19 protein-coding genes and 1 pseudogene are annotated in these 22,199 nt (G+C 58.8%); 5 read left to right on the forward strand and 15 right to left on the reverse strand.

All coding sequences use genetic code 11. The annotated features are described in order from the left end of the window. Positions 1–74: 74 nt before the first annotated feature. From ACEN84_RS04305 to ACEN84_RS04320, 4 genes are all read right to left on the reverse strand, one after another. On the reverse strand, positions 75–1,673 hold the full coding sequence (locus ACEN84_RS04305) for a DHA2 family efflux MFS transporter permease subunit (RefSeq protein WP_413708721.1): 1,599 nt from the start codon (positions 1,671–1,673) through the stop codon (positions 75–77). Further along, positions 1,633–2,139: an isoprenylcysteine carboxyl methyltransferase family protein gene (locus ACEN84_RS04310; protein ID WP_413708722.1), complete on the reverse strand. Its 507-nt coding sequence runs from the start codon at positions 2,137–2,139 to the stop codon at positions 1,633–1,635. The genes ACEN84_RS04305 and ACEN84_RS04310 overlap by 41 nt, the downstream gene beginning before the upstream one ends. Next, positions 2,136–3,188, reverse strand: coding sequence for a type III polyketide synthase (locus ACEN84_RS04315; RefSeq protein ID WP_413708723.1), 1,053 nt, complete (start codon positions 3,186–3,188; stop codon positions 2,136–2,138). The genes ACEN84_RS04310 and ACEN84_RS04315 overlap by 4 nt, the downstream gene beginning before the upstream one ends. Before the next feature lie 189 nt (positions 3,189–3,377). Further along, the gene (locus tag ACEN84_RS04320) at positions 3,378–3,722 is read right to left on the reverse strand and encodes a DUF2147 domain-containing protein (RefSeq protein ID WP_413708724.1); all 345 of its coding nucleotides are present in this window, start codon (positions 3,720–3,722) and stop codon (positions 3,378–3,380) included. Between the two features lie 526 nt (positions 3,723–4,248). Here ACEN84_RS04320 and ACEN84_RS04325 point away from each other — a divergent pair. Continuing rightward, entirely contained in the window at positions 4,249–6,423 is a 2,175-nt protein-coding gene (locus ACEN84_RS04325; RefSeq protein WP_413708725.1) for a putative bifunctional diguanylate cyclase/phosphodiesterase, read from the forward strand. Between the two features lie 286 nt (positions 6,424–6,709). On the opposite strand, the gene ACEN84_RS04330 is transcribed toward ACEN84_RS04325, so the two are convergent. The 5 genes from ACEN84_RS04330 to ACEN84_RS04350 are packed head-to-tail and all read right to left on the reverse strand — an operon-like array spanning position 6,710 to position 11,561. After that, a complete protein-coding gene (locus tag ACEN84_RS04330; protein ID WP_130279639.1) occupies positions 6,710–8,170 on the reverse strand; it encodes an aldo/keto reductase in 1,461 nt (486 codons plus the stop codon). Positions 8,171–8,174: 4 nt separating this feature from the next. Next, a complete protein-coding gene (locus ACEN84_RS04335; RefSeq protein WP_130279638.1) occupies positions 8,175–9,143 on the reverse strand; it encodes a branched-chain amino acid ABC transporter permease in 969 nt (322 codons plus the stop codon). Beyond that, complete coding sequence (locus tag ACEN84_RS04340; protein ID WP_130279637.1) at positions 9,140–10,051, reverse strand: branched-chain amino acid ABC transporter permease; 912 nt, start codon at positions 10,049–10,051, stop codon at positions 9,140–9,142. Before ACEN84_RS04340 ends, ACEN84_RS04335 begins: the two co-directional genes overlap by 4 nt. Further along, a complete protein-coding gene (locus ACEN84_RS04345; protein WP_130279636.1) occupies positions 10,048–10,788 on the reverse strand; it encodes an ABC transporter ATP-binding protein in 741 nt (246 codons plus the stop codon). Before ACEN84_RS04345 ends, ACEN84_RS04340 begins: the two co-directional genes overlap by 4 nt. Continuing rightward, a complete protein-coding gene (locus ACEN84_RS04350) occupies positions 10,785–11,561 on the reverse strand; it encodes an ABC transporter ATP-binding protein (RefSeq protein ID WP_246777687.1) in 777 nt (258 codons plus the stop codon). The genes ACEN84_RS04345 and ACEN84_RS04350 overlap by 4 nt, the downstream gene beginning before the upstream one ends. 133 nt (positions 11,562–11,694) lie before the next feature. On the opposite strand from ACEN84_RS04350, the gene ACEN84_RS04355 reads away from it, so the two are divergent. From ACEN84_RS04355 to ACEN84_RS04370, 4 genes are read left to right on the forward strand one after another with little or no spacing between them, the layout of a single operon-like run. Continuing rightward, positions 11,695–12,465, forward strand: a complete 771-nt coding sequence (locus ACEN84_RS04355; protein WP_130279871.1) for a GntR family transcriptional regulator — start codon at positions 11,695–11,697, stop codon at positions 12,463–12,465. Beyond that, positions 12,458–12,808, forward strand: a complete 351-nt coding sequence (locus ACEN84_RS04360) for a TIGR04076 family protein (RefSeq protein WP_130279634.1) — start codon at positions 12,458–12,460, stop codon at positions 12,806–12,808. Before ACEN84_RS04355 ends, ACEN84_RS04360 begins: the two co-directional genes overlap by 8 nt. A gap of 10 nt (positions 12,809–12,818) precedes the next feature. Next, positions 12,819–13,871, forward strand: coding sequence for an aldo/keto reductase (locus tag ACEN84_RS04365; RefSeq protein ID WP_413708726.1), 1,053 nt, complete (start codon positions 12,819–12,821; stop codon positions 13,869–13,871). Beyond that, positions 13,868–15,127: an ABC transporter substrate-binding protein gene (locus tag ACEN84_RS04370; protein WP_413708727.1), complete on the forward strand. Its 1,260-nt coding sequence runs from the start codon at positions 13,868–13,870 to the stop codon at positions 15,125–15,127. The genes ACEN84_RS04365 and ACEN84_RS04370 overlap by 4 nt, the downstream gene beginning before the upstream one ends. A gap of 303 nt (positions 15,128–15,430) precedes the next feature. On the opposite strand, the gene serA is transcribed toward ACEN84_RS04370, so the two are convergent. From serA to ACEN84_RS04400, 6 genes and pseudogenes are all read right to left on the reverse strand, one after another. Next, complete coding sequence (serA, locus tag ACEN84_RS04375) at positions 15,431–16,669, reverse strand: phosphoglycerate dehydrogenase (protein ID WP_413708728.1); 1,239 nt, start codon at positions 16,667–16,669, stop codon at positions 15,431–15,433. A gap of 342 nt (positions 16,670–17,011) precedes the next feature. Then, on the reverse strand, positions 17,012–18,322 hold the full coding sequence (locus ACEN84_RS04380; RefSeq protein WP_112720093.1) for a type II toxin-antitoxin system HipA family toxin: 1,311 nt from the start codon (positions 18,320–18,322) through the stop codon (positions 17,012–17,014). After that, positions 18,319–18,717 carry a helix-turn-helix domain-containing protein gene (locus tag ACEN84_RS04385; RefSeq protein ID WP_413708729.1) on the reverse strand — a complete coding sequence of 133 codons (399 nt, stop codon included), beginning with the start codon at positions 18,715–18,717 and terminating at the stop codon, positions 18,319–18,321. Before ACEN84_RS04385 ends, ACEN84_RS04380 begins: the two co-directional genes overlap by 4 nt. Before the next feature lie 223 nt (positions 18,718–18,940). After that, positions 18,941–19,144: pseudogene (locus ACEN84_RS04390) on the reverse strand (NAD(P)H-dependent oxidoreductase); the annotation flags it as partial. A gap of 117 nt (positions 19,145–19,261) precedes the next feature. Next, entirely contained in the window at positions 19,262–20,986 is a 1,725-nt protein-coding gene (locus ACEN84_RS04395; protein ID WP_413708730.1) for a flagellin, read from the reverse strand. 460 nt (positions 20,987–21,446) lie between these two features. Then, positions 21,447–22,184 (reverse strand): GGDEF domain-containing protein, encoded by a 738-nt coding sequence (locus ACEN84_RS04400; RefSeq protein ID WP_413708731.1) that lies wholly within the window; start codon positions 22,182–22,184, stop codon positions 21,447–21,449. Between the last annotated feature and the right edge of the window lie 15 nt (positions 22,185–22,199).

Below are 22,199 nucleotides of genomic sequence, written 5' to 3' on the forward strand. Positions count from 1 at the left end.
CACAAGCCGCGAACCGAGGTGGATGAGCCGGCGACCTCGGAGTAATGCTCCCAATCTGGCTCTGACCACCATGATCAAACCCTCTCAAGGTGGTTCGAGCTTGCATCAGGATGTGATGCAACGCTTCTCGCGAAGGGTATAATCAAAATAGCTACGACAGTAATCAGGGCAATCATTGCCCAAGCTTCGTTGAGCGCTTCGACCGTCGCGGCGGTTTGAACGAGCGGATCGAGCGTTGATGTCGCCTGTTCGTCAAAGGACCCGTTATGGCCCGCTATCATGGCGGTCGGTACGCCGACGAATTGCGCAACTGAGAGATTTCCTTTCTCCAGACCGTTCCAGATCTTCTGACCGAGCAGTTCCGATCGGGTGTAAATTACGGTGTCTATCAGCGCGATACCGATCGCGCCGCCAAGGTTGCGCATGAGGTTGAATAGTCCGCTGGCGTCTGGGACGTGGTCCGCTGAAAGGTTGCCGAGTGCTAGCCTGGTGGGGGGTAAAAGGCAGAACATGATGGAGACTCCTCTCACCACCTGAGGCCAGAACATCGCATCGAAGTCCGATGTCGGATCCTGAAATGCGCTCGCACCTATTCCGACGGCAAAGAGGGTGAAGCCTGCAGCGGAAAGCAGCCTCGGATCCATTCGTTTTTCCAGGGCGACTGCGATTGGGGCGGTGAAAAGCTGCGCAATACCGGTTACCAGCATCGTCATACCGATCTCCAGAGAATTGTGTCCCCTGACAAAGGCAAGAAAGACAGGCATCAGATACACGGACCCAAAAAGTCCGATGCCGAGCACGAAGCTCAGCGCCGAACCGATTAAAAAGTTTCGATCCTCAAAATTCCGTAGCTCTACCAAGGGAGAGGCAATGCGGAGCGACCGCCAGATAAAAAACGCGGCAGAAATCGAAGCGACAACAAACAGCCCGCCGCTGGTTAATGAGAGCCATCCACTGGTAGGCGCTTCCTTTAATCCGATTTCCAGACAGATCAGCGCTGTAGCCATGGAAGCCAGTCCCGGAGCGTCAAACCCTTTTATTGGCGCAACGGAGGTGCGCTCGCGGGGAAGCGATCTGGCAGCCACACCGGCAGCGAGGATGCCGGGGATGACGTTGATGAGGAAAAGCCAGTGCCAGGAATAGCTTTCAGTCAGCCAGCCCCCGACGATCGGCCCGACCGTTGGTGCAAGCACCGCCAGCACGCCAGCGATTGTCGTCGCCAGCGCCTGCCGATTGTCCGGGAAGAGCAGGAACACCGCGGAGAACACGGACGGGATCAGCGTGCCGCCTGCAAAGCCCTGGAGGACCCGCCACCCGACGAGTTGGCCAAAGCTGATGCTCGCCGCACATCCTGCCGAGGCGATCACGAAAACCACCAGGGAGAGCGCAAACAACCAGCGCATGGTCAGAACCCGTGTCAGAAAGCCAGTCAGAGGGATCGCGATGACCTCCGCAATGAGATAGGCAGTCTGGATCCAGCTCATCTGATCCGGATCAATATCGAGCGCGGACTGAATGGACGGCAAAGAGGTCGCCACGACCTGCACGTCCAAGATAGCCATGAACATGCCCACGCACATGGCGATGAAACCTGCCCAGACCAAGCGCGGGCGAGCTTTGATGGGATCGGCATCAGATTGTATCGGCACGCGGCAACCCTCTGAGGGCGGCATTTTCCGCCTTGATACGGATATTCAGAACGATGACATTGGCGACCGAAAATACCAATGCGTAAAGTGGCATGCCGAAACATAAAGGCAGGACCGCGATTTCCCCGATCACGACGACATAGTTGGGGTGTCGCAGGAAGCGATATGGGCCCGCGGATACGAGCGGTTCTCCGGGGACGACGATGATGCGCGTCGTCCACCGCCAGCCAAGCGTCGCAAGTGTCCAGAACCGAAGGATTTGCAGAAAAGCGAAGACGCTCAACCAAGCAATGGACAATTGCTCATCCCACGCGAGCATCCACAATCCGACAAGCCAGAGTCCATGCAGCAGTACGATCAGTGGGTAATGCTCGCCTGCGACCTCGCTGGCGCCCTTCGCCAACAGCCGCTTCGTATTGCGCCTTGCCAGCCATAGTTCACCAAGCCGCTCCAACGTGACCGCCGCTAGCAGAAGGATGGAAAGGATCATGCGGCCGCCTTCAGAGATACGCAGCTTGCCGTAAAACCGGGTCCCATAGCTGTCAGTACAGTGCGAGCGGGAAGTCCCGCGCCAATCAAGCGTTCGAGGACAAATATGGCCGTCGGTGCGGACATGTTGCCGTAGTCAGACAATACTTCTCGTTCGTGATTGAGTGTCCCCTGACCCAGTGCAAGGGCGGATTCGAGAGCGTCGATGACCTTGGCGCCGCCGGGATGGCACGCGAACCGATCGATGTCCGACAGCGATAGACCTGATCGAGCTAGAATAGCGCTGATCGCCGGTCGAATATTAGCCTCGGCAAAGGGCGGGATAGCTCTGTCGAAGATGACGCCCAAGCCTTCGGCGTCGACGCTCCATCCCATGATGTCGAGCGTGTCGGGCCAGCTGTGCTGCCCACTCATTTCGACCTCGGCGATACCATCGCTGGTGGCGCTGATGACACAGGCTGCTGCGCCATCACCGAAGAGAGCGGTTGCCACGATATTGGCCTTGGTCAACTTATCCAACCGAAAAGCGAGCGTGCAGGTCTCTACGGCCACCATCAGGACGATGCAGCCCGGCTTTGAAGACGCCAGCTGCGCCGCTATCGCAAAACCCGACACACCACCGGCGCAGCCCAGCCCAAATACCGGCACCCTCACGATATCATCACGAAAACCGAGCCTGGTGCTGACGCGAGCATCGAGACTGGGTGTGGCAATACCGGTCGATGAGACTGTTACGACAAAATCGACCTGCGATGCGGCCAGGTTCGCGGCCTCTAAGGCCTTGCCGGCCGCGTCAAAGAAGAGCTCGCTGGCACCCTCGATGTAGGCCGCGTTTCTGTCCTGCCAACCGGACGTTTTCAGATACCAATCTATCGGCCGAACTCCGTAGCGGCGTTTTATCCCGGCGCTCTTGAAGACTTTCGAAAGCCGATCGAAGTCGCCGAAGCGTGCGGCAAAAGCTCTGTGTGAGGCGACAGCGGCTTCGTGCTGGTCGATGACATGAGGAGGAACAGCTGTTCCAATGGATATCAGCTTAGCGGTTTCAGACATGAAGGCTTTCAAAATTTGACAGCGAAAGCCCTCTCCACCACGGGTCGAGCCACGATTTACAACGATTCTAAGGAAGAATTAGTTTCGTGGCGGCCCCATCATTTCACAATCAGATGTCAGAGACGATCGAAGGCGGGCCTTCACGCGAGAACTAGGACGGAGCGCGGAGGAGCACTTACGCTCGGGGCACTATTGGGAAGCGCGCGTCCAAGTCTCAGTCTTGCAGAGGACGCTCGTTGCACAGCCTTGGAGTTTCAACCTATCGCCCGAGACTGCGAGTTTGCCGCTGTAGGTCGCGTTGTTTCGCGGGTCCGTAAGTCGACCCTTGTACGAACCGCCATCGGGCTGAAACGACCCCAGCTTTTGACCGGCATACTTGCCCGATTTGGCGACGATGCAGTATTGGGAGCCGCAACGGTCGATGACGGAGAGTTCGCCATTCTGCGTTTTCCAGCTGCCCACTATTGGGTCGGCGCCCATTGCCGCACCGGAAAGAGCTAAAGATACCGCTGCGACCGTAAACGCGCGAAACATAGTACGCTCCTTGTTTTCAACCAATCAAGTATGTAGCGGCGACGATCTTAAGCAAGGCCGAATTGTCAAGGCCCTCAGTCCCGTCCGACACGGCGAGCGCAGTCAGGCGTGATCATCTTCATTGCTTGGTTGGACAGCAAACAGTCAGCTTATTGATCAGATTCATGACCTCGTCGCCGCACGGTGGGTATCGTACGGGGCAACGAGCATCAGGATCACAGGCACCCCATCACGAGAATGGGAAAGCCAGCTTGGTTGGACACTTAGCACTCCAAGGGATAAGCGACCCCCGCTAAGAATGGTCCGCCCCCACCGAACATCGCCATCCGCGAGGAGCTTATGGGCGATACGTCGATCAATTCGGGTTCGAAAGTCGGCAGGAGAGCAATTGTTTTGAGGCTACGCACCACGTCAATTGGGTGACCGGTTGCGGGCTTTGGGTACGGTATCATACATGCGGCTTTTTTCATGTTTTAACCCGCGCAGGCTATCAATCTGGGTCGTACCCATCGTGCTGGAACATTAAATGCCGTACCTGAAGCCTTCTCTCCCGTTCAAGATCATCTTAGCGACCCTGTTCGCAGCGATCATCATCGGCACCGTTTACGGGACCATGATGTACGCTGTGGTGCAGTCGGATCGGTCAACCGTTGAGCGGCAAGACAGCTTGCTTGCCCTTGTCGTCGGTAAGATGCAGGACTCGATCGCACATGACCAGGAGAGTGCGACCGTCTGGGACGACGCTGTCACGCATGTTGCTGAGGGTGATCGAGAGTGGATGGCTGCCAACCTTGGGCGATGGATGAACAGCTACTTCGGTCACGACGCCGCGTTCGTGTTGGGTCCGACAGACCAGCTGGCGTATGGGTATTCCGCGATCGAGGCGAACGAAGACGTTGCTTTCGCCTCAGTCGCCCCGGATGCGCTTAAACTCGTGAAGAAGCTGCGAAAGCGGCTGGCGGACGGGGATACAGCCGGAACGTCCGACAGAAGTCTGAGCATCGGCGAAAGCGACATTGTCAGGATCAGCAACCGGCCTGCGATATTGAGCGTCAAGCCTATAGTCTCGGACAGTGGTGAAATTGCTGTCGATGAACAACATCAGTTTGTCCATATCGCTTTGCGCTATCTTGATGGTGATTTCGCCAATACGTTGGCGTCGGAATATCTTTTCAACGATCTCCGCTTTGAATGGAGGAAAGACGGGCGGGAGGGGCGAAGTGTATTTCCTCTGACCTCACGATCGGGCCAGGTTTTGGGCTACTTCAGCTGGGTGCCTTTTCGGCCTGGCACTGAAGTGCTGCGGGCAACAGAGCCCGTCCTTGCCGTAGGCGGGCTTCTCGTGCTTGCTGTCATGTCGGCATTTGTTTTGCTTCTTCAAGGAAGGTCCAGTCGGCTGCGCGAAAGCCAAAGCCGGCTGCAGCATCTGGCTCATCACGACGTCCTGAGTGGCTTGCCGAACCGAGCTGCCTTCAATGCCGCAGTGGAAGAAACATTGGTAAAGTCTCAGGCGGCGATCCTTTTTGTTGATCTCGACCGCTTCAAGAATGTCAACGATACGCTCGGTCATCCCGTCGGCGATAAATTAATCGCCGAGGTAGGCAGCCGATTGCGTTCTGCTGTTGGCACTGGTGTCCTGGTGGCCCGTATCGGTGGTGACGAATTTACGATCATAATCCCGGACCCAAAGATGAACCTCGTCGAGAAGTTGGCCGAGGACATCGTCGCTGCGATACGCAGCCCATTCGAGATCGATGGGCAACCAATCCTTATTGGTGCAAGTATCGGTATTGCTGTGTCATCAAGCGGCTCAGATGCTCAGGACCTTATCCGTCGGGCTGATATCGCGCTCTATCACGCCAAGGAAGCAGGCAGAAACCAGTTTGCGATTTTCGGGCAACACATGGACGACCTGATCCGGACACGTCGAGACCTTGAGCGCGATCTTAGAACTGCATTGGAGACCGGTGATGAGATCGCCGTTCACTATCAGCCAATTTACGCTTCCAACGCCCGATTGATCGGCGTGGAAGCTCTAACAAGGTGGCGTCATCCTACCAAAGGTCTTGTTCAACCCGATACATTCATTTCCATTGCGGAAGAAGCGGGTCTGATCGACAGGTTAGGCGAGATTGTCATGAGCACCGCGCTGACCGATGCAAAAAAATGGCCAGAGCTGATCGTGGCCGTCAATGCCTCCCCAGTAGAGCTTCGATCAGAAACCTACGCTCTGAGGGTGATCGGCTTGCTGGACAAGTTCGATTTCGACCCGCGCCAACTCGAAATCGAAATCACCGAGAGTGCCGTCCTGGAGGATGAAGAGGCGTGTCGCCGAAACATTCGGGCTCTTCGCGAGATTGGTGTCCAGATCGCGCTCGATGATTTTGGCACGGGCTTCTCGTCGTTCGGACGCCTTCAAAAGCTGGATGTCGATCGGATCAAGATAGATCGCTGCTTCGTGGGCGAATACGGCAAGCCGGGCAGCAATGCTGGTATTGTCCAGGCCATGATTGAGCTAGCTCATGCTGGTGGAATGAGAGCAACGGCCGAGGGCATCGAGACGCCTGAACAGCAGGCTTGGCTCATCAACGCCGGGTGTGACGAACTCCAGGGATTTTTCCTTTCACGGCCCGTTGTGGCGTCCGAAATCGAACGTTTAAGGTCAGGCGCTGTTCATGAGGGCGGAGCAGCAGCAGGTTGATAACCGTTCGTTCGGCTCTGGTGATGACTAGCCTGCGGAAGTGGATCCCAGTGAGTTAAGACAATCGCCGGCGGAGGGCCTATGGTCGGCCCTCGGCCGGCTCTTCTATTGCGGGGCAGCCGCGACCCACAGATATCCGCCAATCTGGCGGTTGCGCCGCGACGACGTTCGACGAGGTCTCAGCGTGCGAGACTTAGCCTGCAAATGGCCTCCCAGCAAGATTCGGTACGCAAATAGACAGAACCATCCAAAAAAGGGGTTGCCCAGTGCGACACTGTTGCTGTCGTCAGTCGCAGATTGCTTCCGCCTCGATTTCAACCTCATAGTCTCCGATGAGGCCTCCGGCCTCGATAAGCGTATTTGCGGGCAGAACGGTTGCAAAAGCGCGGCCGTGGGCCCGGGATACCGGTTCCCACTGGTTTGCGTCACGCAGATAGATACGCGTGCGGATCACGTCTTCCATGCGGCCGCCAAGCGCAGAGATCGATGCCGCGATCTTGTCGAGAATGTAAGTGGCTTGCGCACCTGCGTTGCCTGGTGCGACGCAGCGGTCTGCACCATGGGTCGCGGTGGTGCCGGAGACGACAATACGGTTGTCGATCCGCACGGCGCGGCTATAGCCGGCAATCGGCTCCCAGACGCTGCCGGACGAGACACGCAGCCGGCCCGGACGACCGGGGACGGGCTGAGCACTGTAGACCGAGGGAATGGCATCGAGATGGTGGCTGAGATCGCCAGAGGCGGTAAGGAAGGGCGGCTTGCGATATTCATCTCCGCAGTCGCCAGGAATAGGCTGCGTCTTGGCAAATGCAGCCTTCAATGCAGCGTGATCCTCGGCGTCGAGCGCGAAGGAGAAGACGTTCAGGTTGTCGCCGCGGTGTTCGTTCTCGCCGATACGCGCGCCGACGATGGTGGCCGCAACCGACTGATGTTCCAGAACCCATCGGCTCGCGACGTTCGAGATCGAAACACCATGTTTGGCCGCAATGGTTGAAGCAGCGCTCAGGATGCTCTGAAAGGGGGCCCATCCGCCGGCGGTATCGATGAAGCGCTTATATTTCGAGCGGCTCCAGTCCGCGATCGATGTCGGTTCCGGCTTTCCCAGCCACTTCTCCGAGAGGAAGCCGCCGCATAGCGTCCCATAGGCGAGAAGCTTGACGCCGCTTTCGGCACACAGCGTCGAGAGCGCGCCCGCAGCCCGGCGGTCGACCAGCGAAAACGAAACTTGGTTGCTGGCGATCTCGATGCCGTCGGCGAGCGCCAACGCCAGATGTCCGGCGTCGAAGTTGGTAACGCCGAGCGCGCCGATCAACCCTTCCTCGCGCAGTCTCTGCATCTCGTGCAGGGCATCGAGCCATGCCGGATGCTCGAAGCTCCACCAATGAAATTGCAGGAGATCGACCTTGTCGACACCAAGCCGCGCCAGCCGTTCTTCGACGCCGCGACGCACGACCTCAGCCGACATCGGTCCCGGCTCCGGGCACCATTTGGTAAAGGCGGCCGGCCGCTGCCCGATCTGACAGCGCGACAGCAGTCGCCCGGCGATGAGCTCGGCCGAACCGTAGTGGTCCGCCATGTCGAACGTGTCAAAGCCGTCGCGCGCATAGGCCTGCAATATGTCGGCGCCGCTGTCCGGGTCTATCACTGTGCCGTTCTTTTCGATGTCGGCCACCTGCCAGAGACCGCAGACGATGCGGCTGATGGAAAGGTCCTTGGTGAGGGCAATGCGTGGGGGCTTGGTGGACATGTTGTTATTCCCTAGAGATCTGGTGGCGCTTGCCCTTGAGCGAGGCCAGCGCGTTGGCGCCGAGAATGCCGCGGGGGCGCAGGAGAAGGATGAGGCAAAGCCCGACGCCGATCATGACGATCTGCAGCGATGACGCACGCGCCTGCTGTTCGGGCGGCACGAAGGCTGAGACGCCGGCTGCCGACAACGCCCATAAACCCCAGACCACCACCGCACCAAGGATGGCGCCGCGATTGTTGCCGGAGCCACCGACGATCAGCATGGCCCAGACCTGGAATGTCAGGATCGGGAGATAGTTGTCGGGCGCGATGAAGCCGATGAAATGTCCCTGCGCGGCACCCGCCAACCCCATGATGGCCCCGCCGATGGTAAAGGCCTGCAGGCGAAAGTGGGTCGGTCGTTTGCCAAGTGCTTGTGCTGCGCTTTCATCTTCGCGGATGGCGCGCAAAACACGACCCCAGGGGCTGTTGGCAAGATGCTGAAGGCCAATATAGAGCCCGAGCACCACGGCCGCCATCAGAGCTAGATTGGAAAGCGAAAATGCTAGCGGACTGCCGGCGAGGCCTGCGAAGGGACGCGGAATGAAGCCGATGCCGAAAGCGCCGCCGGTCAGCGGCTCCAGGTTGAGAACGCAAAGCTGCGCGGTGACCGCAACGCCGAAGGTGGCAATGGCGAGATAATCGGATCGCAACCGTATGGTCAAAGCGCCGACCAGCCAAGCGGCCATTCCCGCAAACAGAGCGCCGCCAAGCCAGCCGATGGCGATAGGGAGGCCGAAGCCGCCGAAGCGGCCGGGTGCATCCGGGGTTGTCAAAAGTGCCGAAACGTAGGCGCCGATCGCGACGAAAGCGGCGACACCGACGTTGAAGAGGCCGGTCTGGCCCCACTGCACATTGAGCCCAAGGCACATGATGGCATAGGTCAGTGCCATGGTGAGGAAGAAGGCGGCGTAGGAGATCAGATCAAGGCTCATGCCGCCCTCCCGAATAGGCCCCGCGGGCGAAGAAGCAGAACCGCCACCAGAATGACGAAAGAGACGGCCGCTCGCCACTCTGCGCCGACGATCTGCACGGCCGCTGCCTCTGACAGGCCGACGATCATCCCGGCGATCATTGCACCGGGGACGCTGCCGATGCCGCCAAGGATCGCCGCAGCAAAGAGCGGCAGCAGCAGGTCGTGGCCGAGATAGGGGCGGATTTGCACCAAGAGGCCGGTCATGATGCCGGCAATGCAGGCAAGGGCGGCACCGACGAACCAGACGACGCGGATCACGCGCCTGACGTCGACGCCGGCGATGCCCGCCAAGGCCGGGTTTTCGCTGACGGCGCGCATCGAGCGGCCGATATCGGTCCGGGTCATCAGCAGGTGGACGGCGACAACCGCCACCGCCGAAAGGGCGAGCGACAAGAGCTGATCAGGTGTCGCCCGCAGCCCGGCGCCGACCTTCACGGCGATCTGCAGCGTTTTGGTGTAATAGGCGGGTTTGGACGTGAAGATGAATTCGAGGAGGCTTCGCAGCGCAAGTGAGGCGCCGAAACTGGCCATCACCAGGATGATGATTGCACCGCCGCGCGCGCGCAGGCGCCCGAACAGCGCGCTATCCACTCCAAGCGCCAGCAACCCGGTCAGCAGGATCGCGACGGCGGCGGCGATCGGCAGCGACCAGCCGAAGGAGAAGGGTCCGATCGGCTTCGTCAATGACGTCGACACGAGCCCGAGGCCGCCGCTGACGGCGAGGGCCAGGTAGGCGCCCCAGGACAGCATTTCGCCATGCGCAAAGTTGGCAAAGCGCAGGATTGAATAGGTCAGCGTCACGCCAATGGCGCCAAGGCCGATCATGGCGCCGGCAATCAGGCCATCCATCAGAAATTGCGGGTTCATGATGCTTTTGGCGCCTCGTTGGTGGTGCCGAGATAGAGCTTTGCAATCAGCGGGTCGCCGAGCAGCAAAGAGGCCTCGCCCTCATGCCTGATCCTGCCTTCGACAAGAATGACGGCGCGGCCGGCTATCGCCAGCGCCGCCTTGACGTTCTGCTCAACGAGGATGACGGTAACGCCGCCAGCGTTGATCTTCTTCAGCATCGAGAACACCTCGCCGACAATCTTCGGCGAAAGACCGGCGGATGGTTCATCGAGGATGAGCACGGAAGGATCGACAATCAGCGCGCGGGCAACCGCCAGCATCTGCCGCTGTCCGCCAGACAACGTCCCGGCGAGGCGCGACGGTTTGCTGGCGAGATCGGGAAAGCGACCATAGAGTGCTGCTATCCTGTCGGCTCGCTCCTTTTTTGCCAGGACGGCTGCGGCAAGCTGCAGGTTCTCGTGAATGGTCATCGTCGCGAAAATGTTTTCTGTCTGCGGCACGAAGGCCAGGCCTTCGCCGATCTTGCGGTGGGGCGCGACGTTGGTGATGTCCCGCTCACCGAGTGTGACGCTTCCCGAGTGGATGGGAACCACGCCAGCGACCGCCTTGACGAAGGTCGACTTGCCGGCCCCGTTTGGCCCGAGCAGCACCAGCAGTTCTCCCGGCGCCACCGAGAGATCGACGCCGCGGACGATCGGCAGGTCAGGCTCGTACCCGGCGATCAGGGCACGGGTTTGAAGTGCTGGTGCGGTCATGCCGCCGCTCCCAGATAGGCTTCGATGACATCGGGGTTGGAGGCGACGGCGGCAGGTGTGCCCTCGGCAAGCGGCTTCCCGAGCGCCATGGCGACGACACGCGAACACAGCCGCGATACCATATCCATATTGTGCTCGATCAGCAGGATCGACTTGCCTTGCGCATTGAGCTCCAGCACGCGTTCGATGATCGTTTCCAGGAGTGCCGGGTTGACGCCGGCGGCCGGTTCATCGAGCAGGATCGCCTGCGGATCGGCCATCAGGATGCGCGCGAGTTCGAGCAGCTTGCGCTGTCCGCCCGACAGCACCTTGGCCGGCTGTTTTTCGAGACCCGACAAGGTGACGAACTCCAAGAGCGCGCGCGCCTTGTCGACCGCCAGACGTTCCTGCCGCCTGACATGACCAAAGCGCAGGAAGTTGGCAAACAGCCGTTCGCCGTCCTGCGCCTGTGCGCCGACGAGCACATTCTCCAGCACGGTCATCTCGGGAAAGGGTTTCGGAATCTGGAAGGTGCGGCCGACGCCGCGGCCGATCCTCTGTTCCGGGTTTTCCTTCGAAACCTCACGGCCGCCGATCCAGATTTCGCCCGATGTCGGCCTCAGGCTGCCGGCGATCAGATTGAAGAGCGTGGTCTTGCCGGCTCCATTCGGGCCGATAAGCCCGAGCATCTCGCCTTCAGCCAGCCTAAGCGACATGCCGGAGACGGCGACGTTGCCCTGGAACGACTTGATCAGAGCGCGCGCGTCAATCACCGCTTCAGCGGATTTTGCCATTTTCGATCGGGCGTCTGGCACTGGCAAAGGCATGGAAGTAAGAAGTCTCTTGATTTGATTGGTGATGTTTGATCAAACTTTACTGCATGATGAAAAGCAACCCAAAAAAGCGCAGTCGTCTGGGGCCGGCGGGATGGTAGTCTCATCTGCGCGGGTCCAAGCCGGCCGGTCAACCGATGGTGGCCACGATCGCGACGATCAGTTGTCGCCGGTTGGGCGCGAAACGCTGCACGACAGGGTCTACGCACAATTGCGCAATTCGCTGATCAACGGCATGTTCGATGCAGGCGATGTTCTGCGCATCGTCGATCTGGCCGAACGCCTGCAGACCAGCACAATGCCGGTGCGCGAGGCGCTTGGCCGGCTGGTGTCCGAGCAGGCGCTGGAATCGCTTCCGAACCGATCGGTACGGGTGCCGCTGATCACGCGCGAGCGTCTTGATGATCTTGCCCGCGCCCGGATCCTGATCGAGGGCCAGATGGTTGCGCTGGCACTGCCCAGGTTGACGGATAACGATTTTGCCGTCCTGAGGCAGATCAATGTCGATTGCGATCTGGCTTTCGAGGAGCACGGCAAGGATATCGGCCATGTGACCTCGGCGCTGAACCAGCGGTTTCATTTCCATATCTATCATGCGGCGCGCTCGCAGGTGCTGATCCCAATCGTTGAAAGCCTTTGGCTGCAATCGGGTGCGATCATCCGCAAGGCCGCCCATATTCACGACGAACAGGGCGGACTTGCCGCTACCAATCATCATTGGGCGCTGATCGAGGCGCTTGAAAAACGCGACACCGAGGGGGCGATGCGGTCGCTGTCGAACGACATCGGCCGTTCCTTCGATCTCATTCGCGGGCGCCTGGATGGCGACCCTGAAGGCACCGCGTCGGGAGACATCGATGGCTGAGCTCAAAGACGACGGCTTCGACCTCTTTGATCTCAGGGTCGACGTGATCATTCCGGAGGGCGGCGCCGTCTATTGCGGCGCCAAGCCCGGCGATCATTTCGAGCTCAGGGGCGAGATGCTGCACCTGCCGGACGGGCAGGGGATATCGATCTACTCGCTCTCTTCCGTGCTGCCGCTGCTCGCGGCCAAGCAGCGTGCGACGGATCGCAACGACTGGATGACGACGGACGCCGACATCGCTTGCCCTGATCCCAACTGCTCGACACGGCTCAGGATCACCCGCACGGGTTTGCGCCGTTTCAGCCATGCCGCCACCACGGCGGTTCCCTTGACCGACGAATAGGCACAACGACATGCAGCGCATCACCATCGCCCCCGATTATGAAATCTCCCGCGTCATTCGCGGCGGCTGGCAGCTGGCGGGCGGGCATGGCGCAATCGATGGCGACAGTGCCGTCGAGGACATGATCGCCTTTGCCGATGCCGGCATCACCACGTTCGACTGCGCCGACATCTATACCGGTGTCGAAGAGCTGATCGGCCGCTTCCGCGTTACCTATGGCAACCTGCGCGGGCAAGAGGCGCTGTCGCGTATTCGCGTCCACACCAAGTTCGTGCCGGATCTTGCCGTGCTGCCAAGGATCAGCAAGGCTTATGTCGAGGGCGTCATCGACACGTCGCGCAAACGGCTCAACCTCGATTGCCTCGACCTCGTTCAGTTCCACTGGTGGGCCTATGATATCGAGGGCTGGTTGCAAACAGCAGGCTGGCTGAAGGAACTGCACGAGGCCGGCAAGATCGGCAAGATCAGTGGCACGAACTTCGACACCGAACACGTTCATGAGATTATTGGCTCTGGCGTGCCCTTCACCTCGCTTCAGTTGCAATACTCGCTGCTCGACCGGCGTCCGGAAAAGCGCATGGTGGCTCTTTCTCAGGAGAAGAGTTTCGCCTTGCTTTGCTATGGCACGGTGGCCGGCGGCTTCCTCGGTGATCGATGGCTCGGCCAAAGCGAGCCGGAGCACCCGCTCGAAAACCGATCGCTCACGAAATACAAGCTTATCATCGATGATTTCGGGGGATGGGACTTGTTCCAGGCCCTGCTTTCAACGTTGCGGCGCATTGCCGACCGGCACGGCACCGATATCGCGACCATCGCGAGCACCGCCATGCTGACCAAGCCCGGGGTCGCGGCCGTAATCGTTGGCGCTCGCAACAGGGATCACTTGCGTTCAAATCTCGCCATAGCCGATACCGCGCTCAGCCAAGGCGATATGGCTGAAATCGATGCGATCCTCGCCCAATCAAAGCCGCTCGACGGCGACGTCTATGCGTTGGAGCGGGACAGGGAAGGCCGCCACGGCAGCATCATGAAGTACAATCTCAACAAAGGGGAACAAAAATGAGAACGACAGTCCTGCTTTCCGCCATGGTCGCGGCGCTTGCTGCGTCCACGGTGCCGACATTTGCCGCCGACTGCGACATTACCGTCGGCCTGGTCATGGAGCTGACAGGTCCGGCCGGTGAATATGGCCAGGCGGGTGCAAAGTCCGTCGAGATGGCTTTCCGTGACTTCAACGATGCCGGTGGCATCAATGGCTGTAAGGTTTTAGCGGACACCCGCGACAGCCAGAGCCAGGGCAACGTTGCCGTTGATCAAGCCACACAGCTCGTCAATATCAAGAAGGTTCCCGTCATCATCGGTGGCATCATCTCCTCGGTCTCGATTCCAATCCTGACATCGGTGACGGCGCCGGCCGGCGTCGTGCAGGTATCGCCCGCATCCTCTTCACCGACGCTGACCGAGCTCGGCCGTAGCGGCAAGACGAACGGCGTGTTTTTCCGCACCATCACCTCGGATGCTCTGCAAGGTACGGCGGCCGCAAAGTTTGCCATGGATCAGGGCTTGAAGAAGATCGCGATCATCAACGTCAACAACGATTTCGGCGTAAACATGGTCAAGGAGTTTGCCACGGCCTATCAAAAGCTCGGTGGCACGATAACCTCGACTACGCCCTATAACGAGAAGCAATCGAGCTACACCTCGGAAGCCAGCGCTGCTATGGCCGGCGACCCCGACGCACTCTATCTCGTCAGTACGCCGGTGGATGGAGCCACCATTGCTCGCGCCTGGGTTTCCGGCGGCGGCAAGCAGACATTCCTGTTAAACGACGGCATGAACTCCAAGGACTTCATCGAGAGCGTCGGCGCTCAGTATCTGGAGAACGCCTATGGCACCTCCTCCGGCACCAGTCCGACGGCGTCCACGGAATATTTCAACGGCAACTATGAAGCCTTCTCCGGCGGCATCTCGCCGTCTGCTCCGGCTGCCGACCGCTCCTACGATGCCGGTGCGATCGTCGCACTCGCCATTGCCAAGGCGGGCAATGCGGATGCCGCCGCCATCAAGGCTGCGATGCCGGAAGTGGTGGCCGATGGCGGTACCCCGATCCATGCGGGAAAGGAAGAATTTGCCAAGGCCCTGCAGCTCATCAAGGATGGCAAGCCTGTGAAGTATGAGGGGGTCATCGGTCCAGTCAGCTTCGACCAGTACGGTGATATCACCGGTCCTTTTCGTCTCTGGAAGATCAGCAATGGTGAAGTGACGACCGTCGGCGAGCTGAGCGCCGAAGAGGTCAACAAGATCAAGACTGCGAAATAGGCGAAAGGGCTCGGGACCCAAACCCGAGCCTTGCTACCTGTTGCAGGGTTCGCAGCCTTTCGCTTGACGCCCGGATACTCGTGAGCCTGGAAGGTCCAAGCTGCGTTGCAAAACAGCGTCCTGCTCTACGACCGGATCCGTCCGCCATCCATCGTCCAGGCAGGCCGGCAGCTTCCACGATCGCTCCGGGCGGTCCGAATGACGGGCTTCACAGGACCTAGACGCTCGGCTCTCCATAACGAATATTGAGACGGAGGGCGCTGGCGCTGCCATCGGGGCAGCCGGCCGCAATCGCTTGCGCTGTTAGTAGACCAGTCGCGTCCGTATTGTTCCTGGTATCGCGCGCAGCGCATGGAGGATGTCGTCCGCCGTCTTGGAAGCGCCTTCGGCTTCGATGACGACATAGCCGGTATCACCGTGGGTTTGCAGAAACTCGGCGACGATGTTCAACCCGCGCGAGGCAAAGATCTCATTCAGCTGGATAAGGATCCCGGGGCGATTTTCGTGAACGTGCATGAAGCGGGTGCCATTTGGGCGCTCGGGAAGCTGAACCTGCGGGAAGTTTACAGCACCCATCGTCGAACCGATGTCGGAATACTCGACCAGCTTCCTTGACACTTCGCCGCCGATGCGCTCCTGGGCCTCCTCGGTCGAGCCGCCGATATGCGGCGTGAGAATGACATTACTGAGACCCTGCAGGGGTGTTTCGAAACGCTCACTGTTCGATGCCGGCTCCCTGGGAAAAACGTCGATGGCGGCACCCGCAAGATGACCGTCCTTGAGAACCCTTGCGAGGGCCTCGAGATCGACCACGGTTCCCCGCGAGTTATTGATGAAGATTGCGCCTTTCTTCATGCGACGCAGTTCCGGTTCGGAAATCATGTTGTTGGTCGATGCGGTCTCAGGGACATGCATCGTCACATAGTCAGAGATCTCAAGCAGTTCGCCGAGTGAAGCCATCGATTCCGAGTTTCCGCGACGCAGCCGGTCTGAAAGGTCGAAATAGCGTACGACCATTCCCATGCTCTCGGCCAGGGCGCTCAGCTGCGAACCAATGTTGCCGTAGCCGACGATGCCGAGGGTCTTTCCACGGACCTCTCGGCTGCCGACAGCCGATTTCTCCCAGCCGCCCTGATGCGCGGACGCTGAACGCGGGAAGATCTGCCGGGTCAACATGATGATTTCGCCAATGACGAGCTCTGCGACCGAGCGGGTATTTGAATAGGGCGCGTTGAATACCGGGATCCCGCGCCGGCGAGCAGCGTCAAGATCGACCTGGTTGGTACCGACAGAAAAGCAGCCAACGGCGATGAGCTTCTTGGCGGCGTCAAAGATCTCCTCGGTCAGCTGCGTGCGAGAACGGATGCCGATGATGTGGGCCTCGGCGATATGTCTTTTGAGCTCGGCATCGTCGAGTGCCTTGGGCAAATGAACAAGGTTCGTGTAGCCGCTGGTCGAAAAATAATCCACGGCGCTACGGCTGATGCCCTCAAGGAGAAGGACGGAGATTCGGTCGCGCGGAAGGGAAAGGTGTGGTGTCATGTGGGTTTCACTTTGTTAGCCAGGCCGGGTCGAAATCCAGTCCCATCATGGGCTTTCCAGCACAGACGTTACCTGTATCACCTGAACGGGTTTTCTGCATCTGCCCGGTGTTTGCTGTATCGAGCTGTCATCGGGCTTCAAATTCGGTACCAAATTTTGACGAATGACGAGATAGACGTCGAATAATATCGATTCCGGCATACCACGCAGCACCCATGTCGTCCTCCGACGTCCTCCCGCTAATCGAGCGGCAGACCGACTAAAATCTTATGAAGCGCCCAGAGCATGGGTCCCTCTCGTCGACGGTCTCTGCTTAGTGTGTAAGTGATCAGGTCCTTCGTCTTAAGCCGGGACCATGATTTCTCGTCGCATGGCTCGATGAATAGCTTGCGCGGTCCTGTCTGCTACGCCGGCCTGTTCGGCGAAGGTTGGCCACCTTTCGACCTGCATATACATCTCGCGGATAATCTCTTCGGATTTTTTGGGCTTGAGGTCACAGAAGACGCCGAACTGGATAAGATCGGAGAGCTCGAAATGATCGCGCTTACCGTTCAGGCTCATCTGGTGCTGATGAGTCCAACTTCCTTCAGGATTGTGAGCGTAGCTGACGTCGAACGCCGGTGACAGCCGCCACTCGCCCTTTCGATTCATGAGGAAGGCGATGTTCTTGACGTGGTCATCCTGGTTTCGGACGAGAATGTTGAAGACCGCTCGGCGAAACTGCTGCTCGATGTCGTAAGCGGGCAAGCCGAGGAGCCGGATCGTCTCGACCGCCTGTTCGTAGGAATAGGCTCCCGCCGCGTTGAAATCATAGTGGCGCAAAGCAGCGAGCGACTGCATGTGGAGCTTCTGACCGCTGGCGGTGCGATCGAAGCGTTGCGTCATGAAATGCGATCGGCCGCCTTCATGGTGTATGCGGCATTCGGTCATGTCGATACCGGCGGCGCGGGCTAGGAGAAAGAAGCCATATTCAATAAGACCAAAGCCCTGCGGATCGGCCAGCTCCTTGTCACGATTGTTGGAGATGCCGTCGAACTTCATGAGCCAATAGGTAAAGCCATCACCGGCTTTGACCTGACCGGATCGGAATTCGCCTGACCTCTCGTTCCATGCAAGGATAGCTTTGGCGCGCGCACCGCCCGCGGATGTCCCGACGCGCAGGATCTCCTGCAAGGTTTCGTGGTCGTCATCGCCCTTGAGGACGCCCGCGAGGTTCGCGCGATTGTTGAGGACCTCGTTGGCAAGTTTGGTCAGCGCATCAATTTCGAGGCGCTGGGATTTGCGCGGCCCTTTGGTGATTGTGGGATGGAACTCGAGTGCGCCCATGCCGCGCGTACCAATATAGCAAAGGCGCTCGACCGGATTAAAGCTGTCGGCTGATCGCCCCTGCGTCGCGAGCCACGTATCGATCAGGGCGTTGCCGAATTTGTCGGGGAGGGAGTCGGCGAGCATTCCGGGCAGGCGCTTGAAGGCCTCACGCGGCAGACCGGGGAATTCGTATGGGTCTGGCCGTAGCGGCATCATGATCGGCGCCAACTCGATGGTGCTTTGGACGAACTCGGGCATGTATTGGAATACGCCGATTGCTCGCTCGTCGAGCCAACTAACGGCACCGATATCTCTACCCCATAGGCGGACGGTCGCATCCGTCATTGCTCATCGTCCTCGCCCCACGCCCAGTCGCTGGCTTTTGGAGCTTGCCTCTGAGTTCGTGCGCGACGCCGCTCGCGGCCTTCATGTTGGACTCTCTCGACCGGTCGAACATCTGGGTTGGGGAGAATATCGAGAATGCGGTCCCCCAAATTGAGAGCTCTCAGTACGCGCAGAAGAGTATCGAGCGAGCTGTTCCGGCCGGCCTCCAGCCGCTTGATGCTCGGAAGCGAGGCTCCAGCCTCCTGCGCCAATCTTGCCTGGGTTAGGTTGCGACTGAGGCGCACCCGGGCCAGTCTTGTGCCCAGGTCGCGCATGGTTGCCTCGACGTTACCCGACAAAAATGTTTTATTAGGAATCATATTTGATCCGTTATAGCTATTAATTCGGCCAATCATATCACATATGATCCGTTATGAATAGATCCGAGAATGTGGCATATAGGGTCAAAAATGATCTCTAATCGAAAATTATGAGCGTAAAGAATCATATATGATTCGTTACTCCGCCTCGAAAACAATTATTTCGAGCAGGCGGTGAGAATGGATCCGGGTATTTTCGTTAAACCCGGTCCCGGCCGGCACTCGTGTGGTCGTTCACGACCAAATTCCGGGCAGGCCATTATAACGCCGTCGGCCATCCCGATTTTTTTGACGCGAAGCGTTCCACCACGTCGAGTGTGCCGCCGCCCTCTAGATCGGGACTGGAAATTAGTAAGAATTCCATAAGGCCGCATATTTCAACGTCAACGCCTTCGGGAGCACTGTCACGTATTGCCTCCAGAAGCGACCTGGTGCTCGAATTCCTGCGATGGCTCCCGCATAGTGCACAGACACGCTGTGATCTTGAGGACCTCTCAGAGGCCTAAATGATACCGCAGATTCGCGCCACTGCAGAGGACGCGACCGTCGGGCTCAAGCTTGGAAAAGACGCCGCACCTCGTCACGCTTCGAAAAGCTGGAGCAGGCTTTGAGGGGCGCGATTGGCTATGCTGAGTGATTGTGTCGCTAGCGCCTTCTGGGTCTGCAATGCGGCGAGCTTGGCAGACGTGGTTTCCATGTCTGCATCGATCAGGCGGCCAATTCCTGATGTAAGACTGTCTTCCAGGGAGGACGCGGAGCTGGCCTGCATATCCAGCCGTTTGCTGAGCGATCCGAGGATGCTGCCACTGGTTATTGATCGCTGGAGCATATATTCAACACCCGTGAGATATTCTCCCACGGTAAAATCGTTGGAGGTGACATCGACTTCGGATAGGTCGAAATCCAATGTCCATTTCGGTGTCGTATGAACATTCCCAACCATCACTCGTGCGGCGCGATTGCCTGCGTCGGGATATATTGCCTGGTCTGCGGCAAAGGTAATTTTTGAGCCTGCTGCGGTGACGGAAAGTCCGATAGCCGTCGTGACAGCCTGGATGACCGTTGCAAGATCGGCGGCGCTGCCAACGTAGCCGTCTGTCGTTCCGAGGGCTGAATCGACCGCGGCGCGGTTAATAGTGAAGGACTGGACCCCGCTGGATCCGACCTGAGCATCGAAAAAAATCTCCGCCGTATCGGAGACGGTAAAGGGCTTTGTGTAGTCAATATTCGCCGTTGGATACATGTTGTCGTGATTGCTAACATTGTCGACGACGGCGCTTTCCAGCCCCATGGCATAGCTGGCCGGATGGCCGGCAATTGCGGAACTGAAGTTAGAGAACGCAATCGACGACCCTGGATGCCCTGATGTCTCGAGCGAACCGATCTCGACAGTGTTGGACGTCGGTGAGGGTCCGCCACTGAAGAGTGATTCATTGGCTGATGCGCCGATCGCGTTGCCGGAAAACAGTTTGTTGAGGATTGTGCGGAGATCGTCGGCCCGCCTGACGACGCCGTCGGTCGTGCCCAATGCCGCATCGACGACGCTCTTGTCGATGGTCAATGAATAGGTCGTGCCGGCGGAATGGATGCCAGAATCGACGGTCAAGTCGAAATTCAAACTGTCGGATGCGCCAAAAGTGACCGGTCCAGTGAAAATATGCGTCTCGTGGCCTTCGTGTGCGACGGAGTTGGCATTTGTATTTCGGAAGCCGCCGATGTCGCCGAGCCCTCCGATTTCCTTCTGCAATATGCCGCCGCCGCCAAGATTGAGCATCGACGTGTTCTTCAGATTAACGTCGGACTGGTCGACCGACACGGATCCATCAGCGGAGCGGACAAAGGCGCTCGCGACGCTAGCTTTTATATCAGGCGTGACCATGAGATGAGTTGGCGCATCGGTAATGAGCCAATTCTGTCCATTGAAACTCGCGGACTTGGCGATCGCTTCGGCCTGGGCGCTGAGTTGTCTCAGCTCGTCTTGAACTTTCGACCTGTCGACGCCAGGTTCATTTGCCGCAACAAGCTTTGCCTTGAATTCTGTCAGAACGTCGATGATCGACGACGTCGCGGAATAGGCCGTGTCGGTCTTGGCTGCGGCAATCTGGATCGCGTCGCCGACAGCCGATATCGCCTTGACGTCGGAACGCATTGTGGTGCTGATCGACCAATAGGCAGCGCTGTCGGCCGCTTTCGCGACACGCAATCCCGATGATGCCTCATTCTGGCTCGTCGTGAGTTGCGCGCCCAGAACACGGAGCGTCCGGAGGGCTGAGGTTGCGCCGGAATTTGTCAGAATGGAGGTCATTTCCGCCCTGGAATTGGCAATTAAAACGCGAATCTAAAGGTTAAGTTGAAAAAACGAGGTTAACTGCACGTTAAACTCGCGCCCGAGATGTAGCACTCGCGAGTTCTCTTCAAATAATAATGGAAATGATATTCAACGACCCAGCCGATGCTGGAAAGTCATTGGAGACGCGCAGAGGATGTCTTCAGCGAGGCAATGGCGACTTGTGCCTGCATTGCTTCGGCGTGCCGGAAGCGCTTGCGGCCCGGCCGACGGGAGCATGCTTGGGGTGCAGTAATGCAAAGCAGAAAGCTCGGTCAGGATCCTTGTCGGAAGACAATGGACCCAACACCAAGGCCCGTTTGCCCGACGAGCTCTCCACGACTGTTTCGACGTAGAGCCCACGGCAACACACAGAGTGAGCTGCGCGAAGCTTGGCGTTCGTAATGGCGTTGCCCCTCGCACGAGAAGCGGCGTCTGTTTAGCGGTAGTGAGAGATTGCGATCGTCTCGTCGTCAGTTGCGTCATACGCTGCCTCGGAGGCGAGCTGGCGGACGGTATTAAACTCCGCGTCCCCATCGAAGAAGGTACCACCGAGCTTCAGACTGAGCGGGAGATCCGTGCCATCGGTGGAAGACGAGGATGCTGCGACCCGACTGCGTATGCGCTGCGCGACATCAAGGGCGTTTCCGGCTGCTGCTCCAGGGAGAAATATCCCAAGTTCATTCATCGACAACCGGGCGACAAGATCGCCGCTTCGCACAGATGACTGGATGATTGCAGTGAGCGATTTCATAACGGTTTCGGCCCACTCTGGCCCGTAACGCCTGCTAACGTCATCAAACGAGCCAACGAGTGCCGAAATCATCACGCCGCCATTGTCGGTTGCGATCCGCTTTCGCCGCTCGGCATATTGCCCCACCGCCTTTGCAAAGGCCGTAGCGTTCATGGCGTTCGTGGCCGGATCTCGATTGGCAAGCTCGGTAAGGCGCCTGTTGAGGCGGTCGATCTCCATGCCGCGCAGCTTGAGGATCAAAATGGCAGGAAAAACGAGCGCGCCTGAAAGGATCGCCGAAAGGCCCAGCAGAACATTAAGACCTGCATCTGACAGCCGGGCGAGGGCCGATACGGCAAGAACGATCGCCCCAGTTGCAATCGCGCCTGCTGCCGCTGTCCCACAGGCTCGAATAAAGGTCTGTGAATGGATATTCAAAGCCATATGTCCCCACCCGTA

The sequence above is a fragment of the Rhizobium sp. Rhizsp82 genome, assembly GCF_047325115.1.
GTDB lineage: Bacteria > Pseudomonadota > Alphaproteobacteria > Rhizobiales > Rhizobiaceae > Rhizobium.

What these genes read in the sequence shown, in the direction of transcription:
- ACEN84_RS04320 (WP_413708724.1), bottom strand. Translation starts at nt 3,722, where the DNA reads ATGTTTCGCGCGTTTACGGTCGCAGCGGTATCTTTAGCTCTTTCCGGT.
- ACEN84_RS04350 (WP_246777687.1), bottom strand. Translation starts at nt 11,561, where the DNA reads ATGGCAAAATCCGCTGAAGCGGTGATTGACGCGCGCGCTCTGATCAAG.
- ACEN84_RS04340 (WP_130279637.1), bottom strand. Translation starts at nt 10,051, where the DNA reads ATGAACCCGCAATTTCTGATGGATGGCCTGATTGCCGGCGCCATGATC.
- ACEN84_RS04335 (WP_130279638.1), bottom strand. Translation starts at nt 9,143, where the DNA reads ATGAGCCTTGATCTGATCTCCTACGCCGCCTTCTTCCTCACCATGGCA.
- ACEN84_RS04365 (WP_413708726.1), top strand. Translation starts at nt 12,819, where the DNA reads ATGCAGCGCATCACCATCGCCCCCGATTATGAAATCTCCCGCGTCATT.
- ACEN84_RS04330 (WP_130279639.1), bottom strand. Translation starts at nt 8,170, where the DNA reads ATGTCCACCAAGCCCCCACGCATTGCCCTCACCAAGGACCTTTCCATC.
- ACEN84_RS04360 (WP_130279634.1), top strand. Translation starts at nt 12,458, where the DNA reads ATGGCTGAGCTCAAAGACGACGGCTTCGACCTCTTTGATCTCAGGGTC.
- ACEN84_RS04310 (WP_413708722.1), bottom strand. Translation starts at nt 2,139, where the DNA reads ATGATCCTTTCCATCCTTCTGCTAGCGGCGGTCACGTTGGAGCGGCTT.
- ACEN84_RS04385 (WP_413708729.1), bottom strand. Translation starts at nt 18,717, where the DNA reads ATGATTGGCCGAATTAATAGCTATAACGGATCAAATATGATTCCTAAT.
- ACEN84_RS04345 (WP_130279636.1), bottom strand. Translation starts at nt 10,788, where the DNA reads ATGACCGCACCAGCACTTCAAACCCGTGCCCTGATCGCCGGGTACGAG.
- ACEN84_RS04400 (WP_413708731.1), bottom strand. Translation starts at nt 22,184, where the DNA reads ATGGCTTTGAATATCCATTCACAGACCTTTATTCGAGCCTGTGGGACA.
- ACEN84_RS04395 (WP_413708730.1), bottom strand. Translation starts at nt 20,986, where the DNA reads ATGACCTCCATTCTGACAAATTCCGGCGCAACCTCAGCCCTCCGGACG.
- serA (WP_413708728.1), bottom strand. Translation starts at nt 16,669, where the DNA reads ATGACACCACACCTTTCCCTTCCGCGCGACCGAATCTCCGTCCTTCTC.
- ACEN84_RS04325 (WP_413708725.1), top strand. Translation starts at nt 4,249, where the DNA reads ATGCCGTACCTGAAGCCTTCTCTCCCGTTCAAGATCATCTTAGCGACC.
- ACEN84_RS04370 (WP_413708727.1), top strand. Translation starts at nt 13,868, where the DNA reads ATGAGAACGACAGTCCTGCTTTCCGCCATGGTCGCGGCGCTTGCTGCG.
- ACEN84_RS04315 (WP_413708723.1), bottom strand. Translation starts at nt 3,188, where the DNA reads ATGTCTGAAACCGCTAAGCTGATATCCATTGGAACAGCTGTTCCTCCT.
- ACEN84_RS04355 (WP_130279871.1), top strand. Translation starts at nt 11,695, where the DNA reads ATGGTAGTCTCATCTGCGCGGGTCCAAGCCGGCCGGTCAACCGATGGT.
- ACEN84_RS04305 (WP_413708721.1), bottom strand. Translation starts at nt 1,673, where the DNA reads ATGCCGCCCTCAGAGGGTTGCCGCGTGCCGATACAATCTGATGCCGAT.
- ACEN84_RS04380 (WP_112720093.1), bottom strand. Translation starts at nt 18,322, where the DNA reads ATGACGGATGCGACCGTCCGCCTATGGGGTAGAGATATCGGTGCCGTT.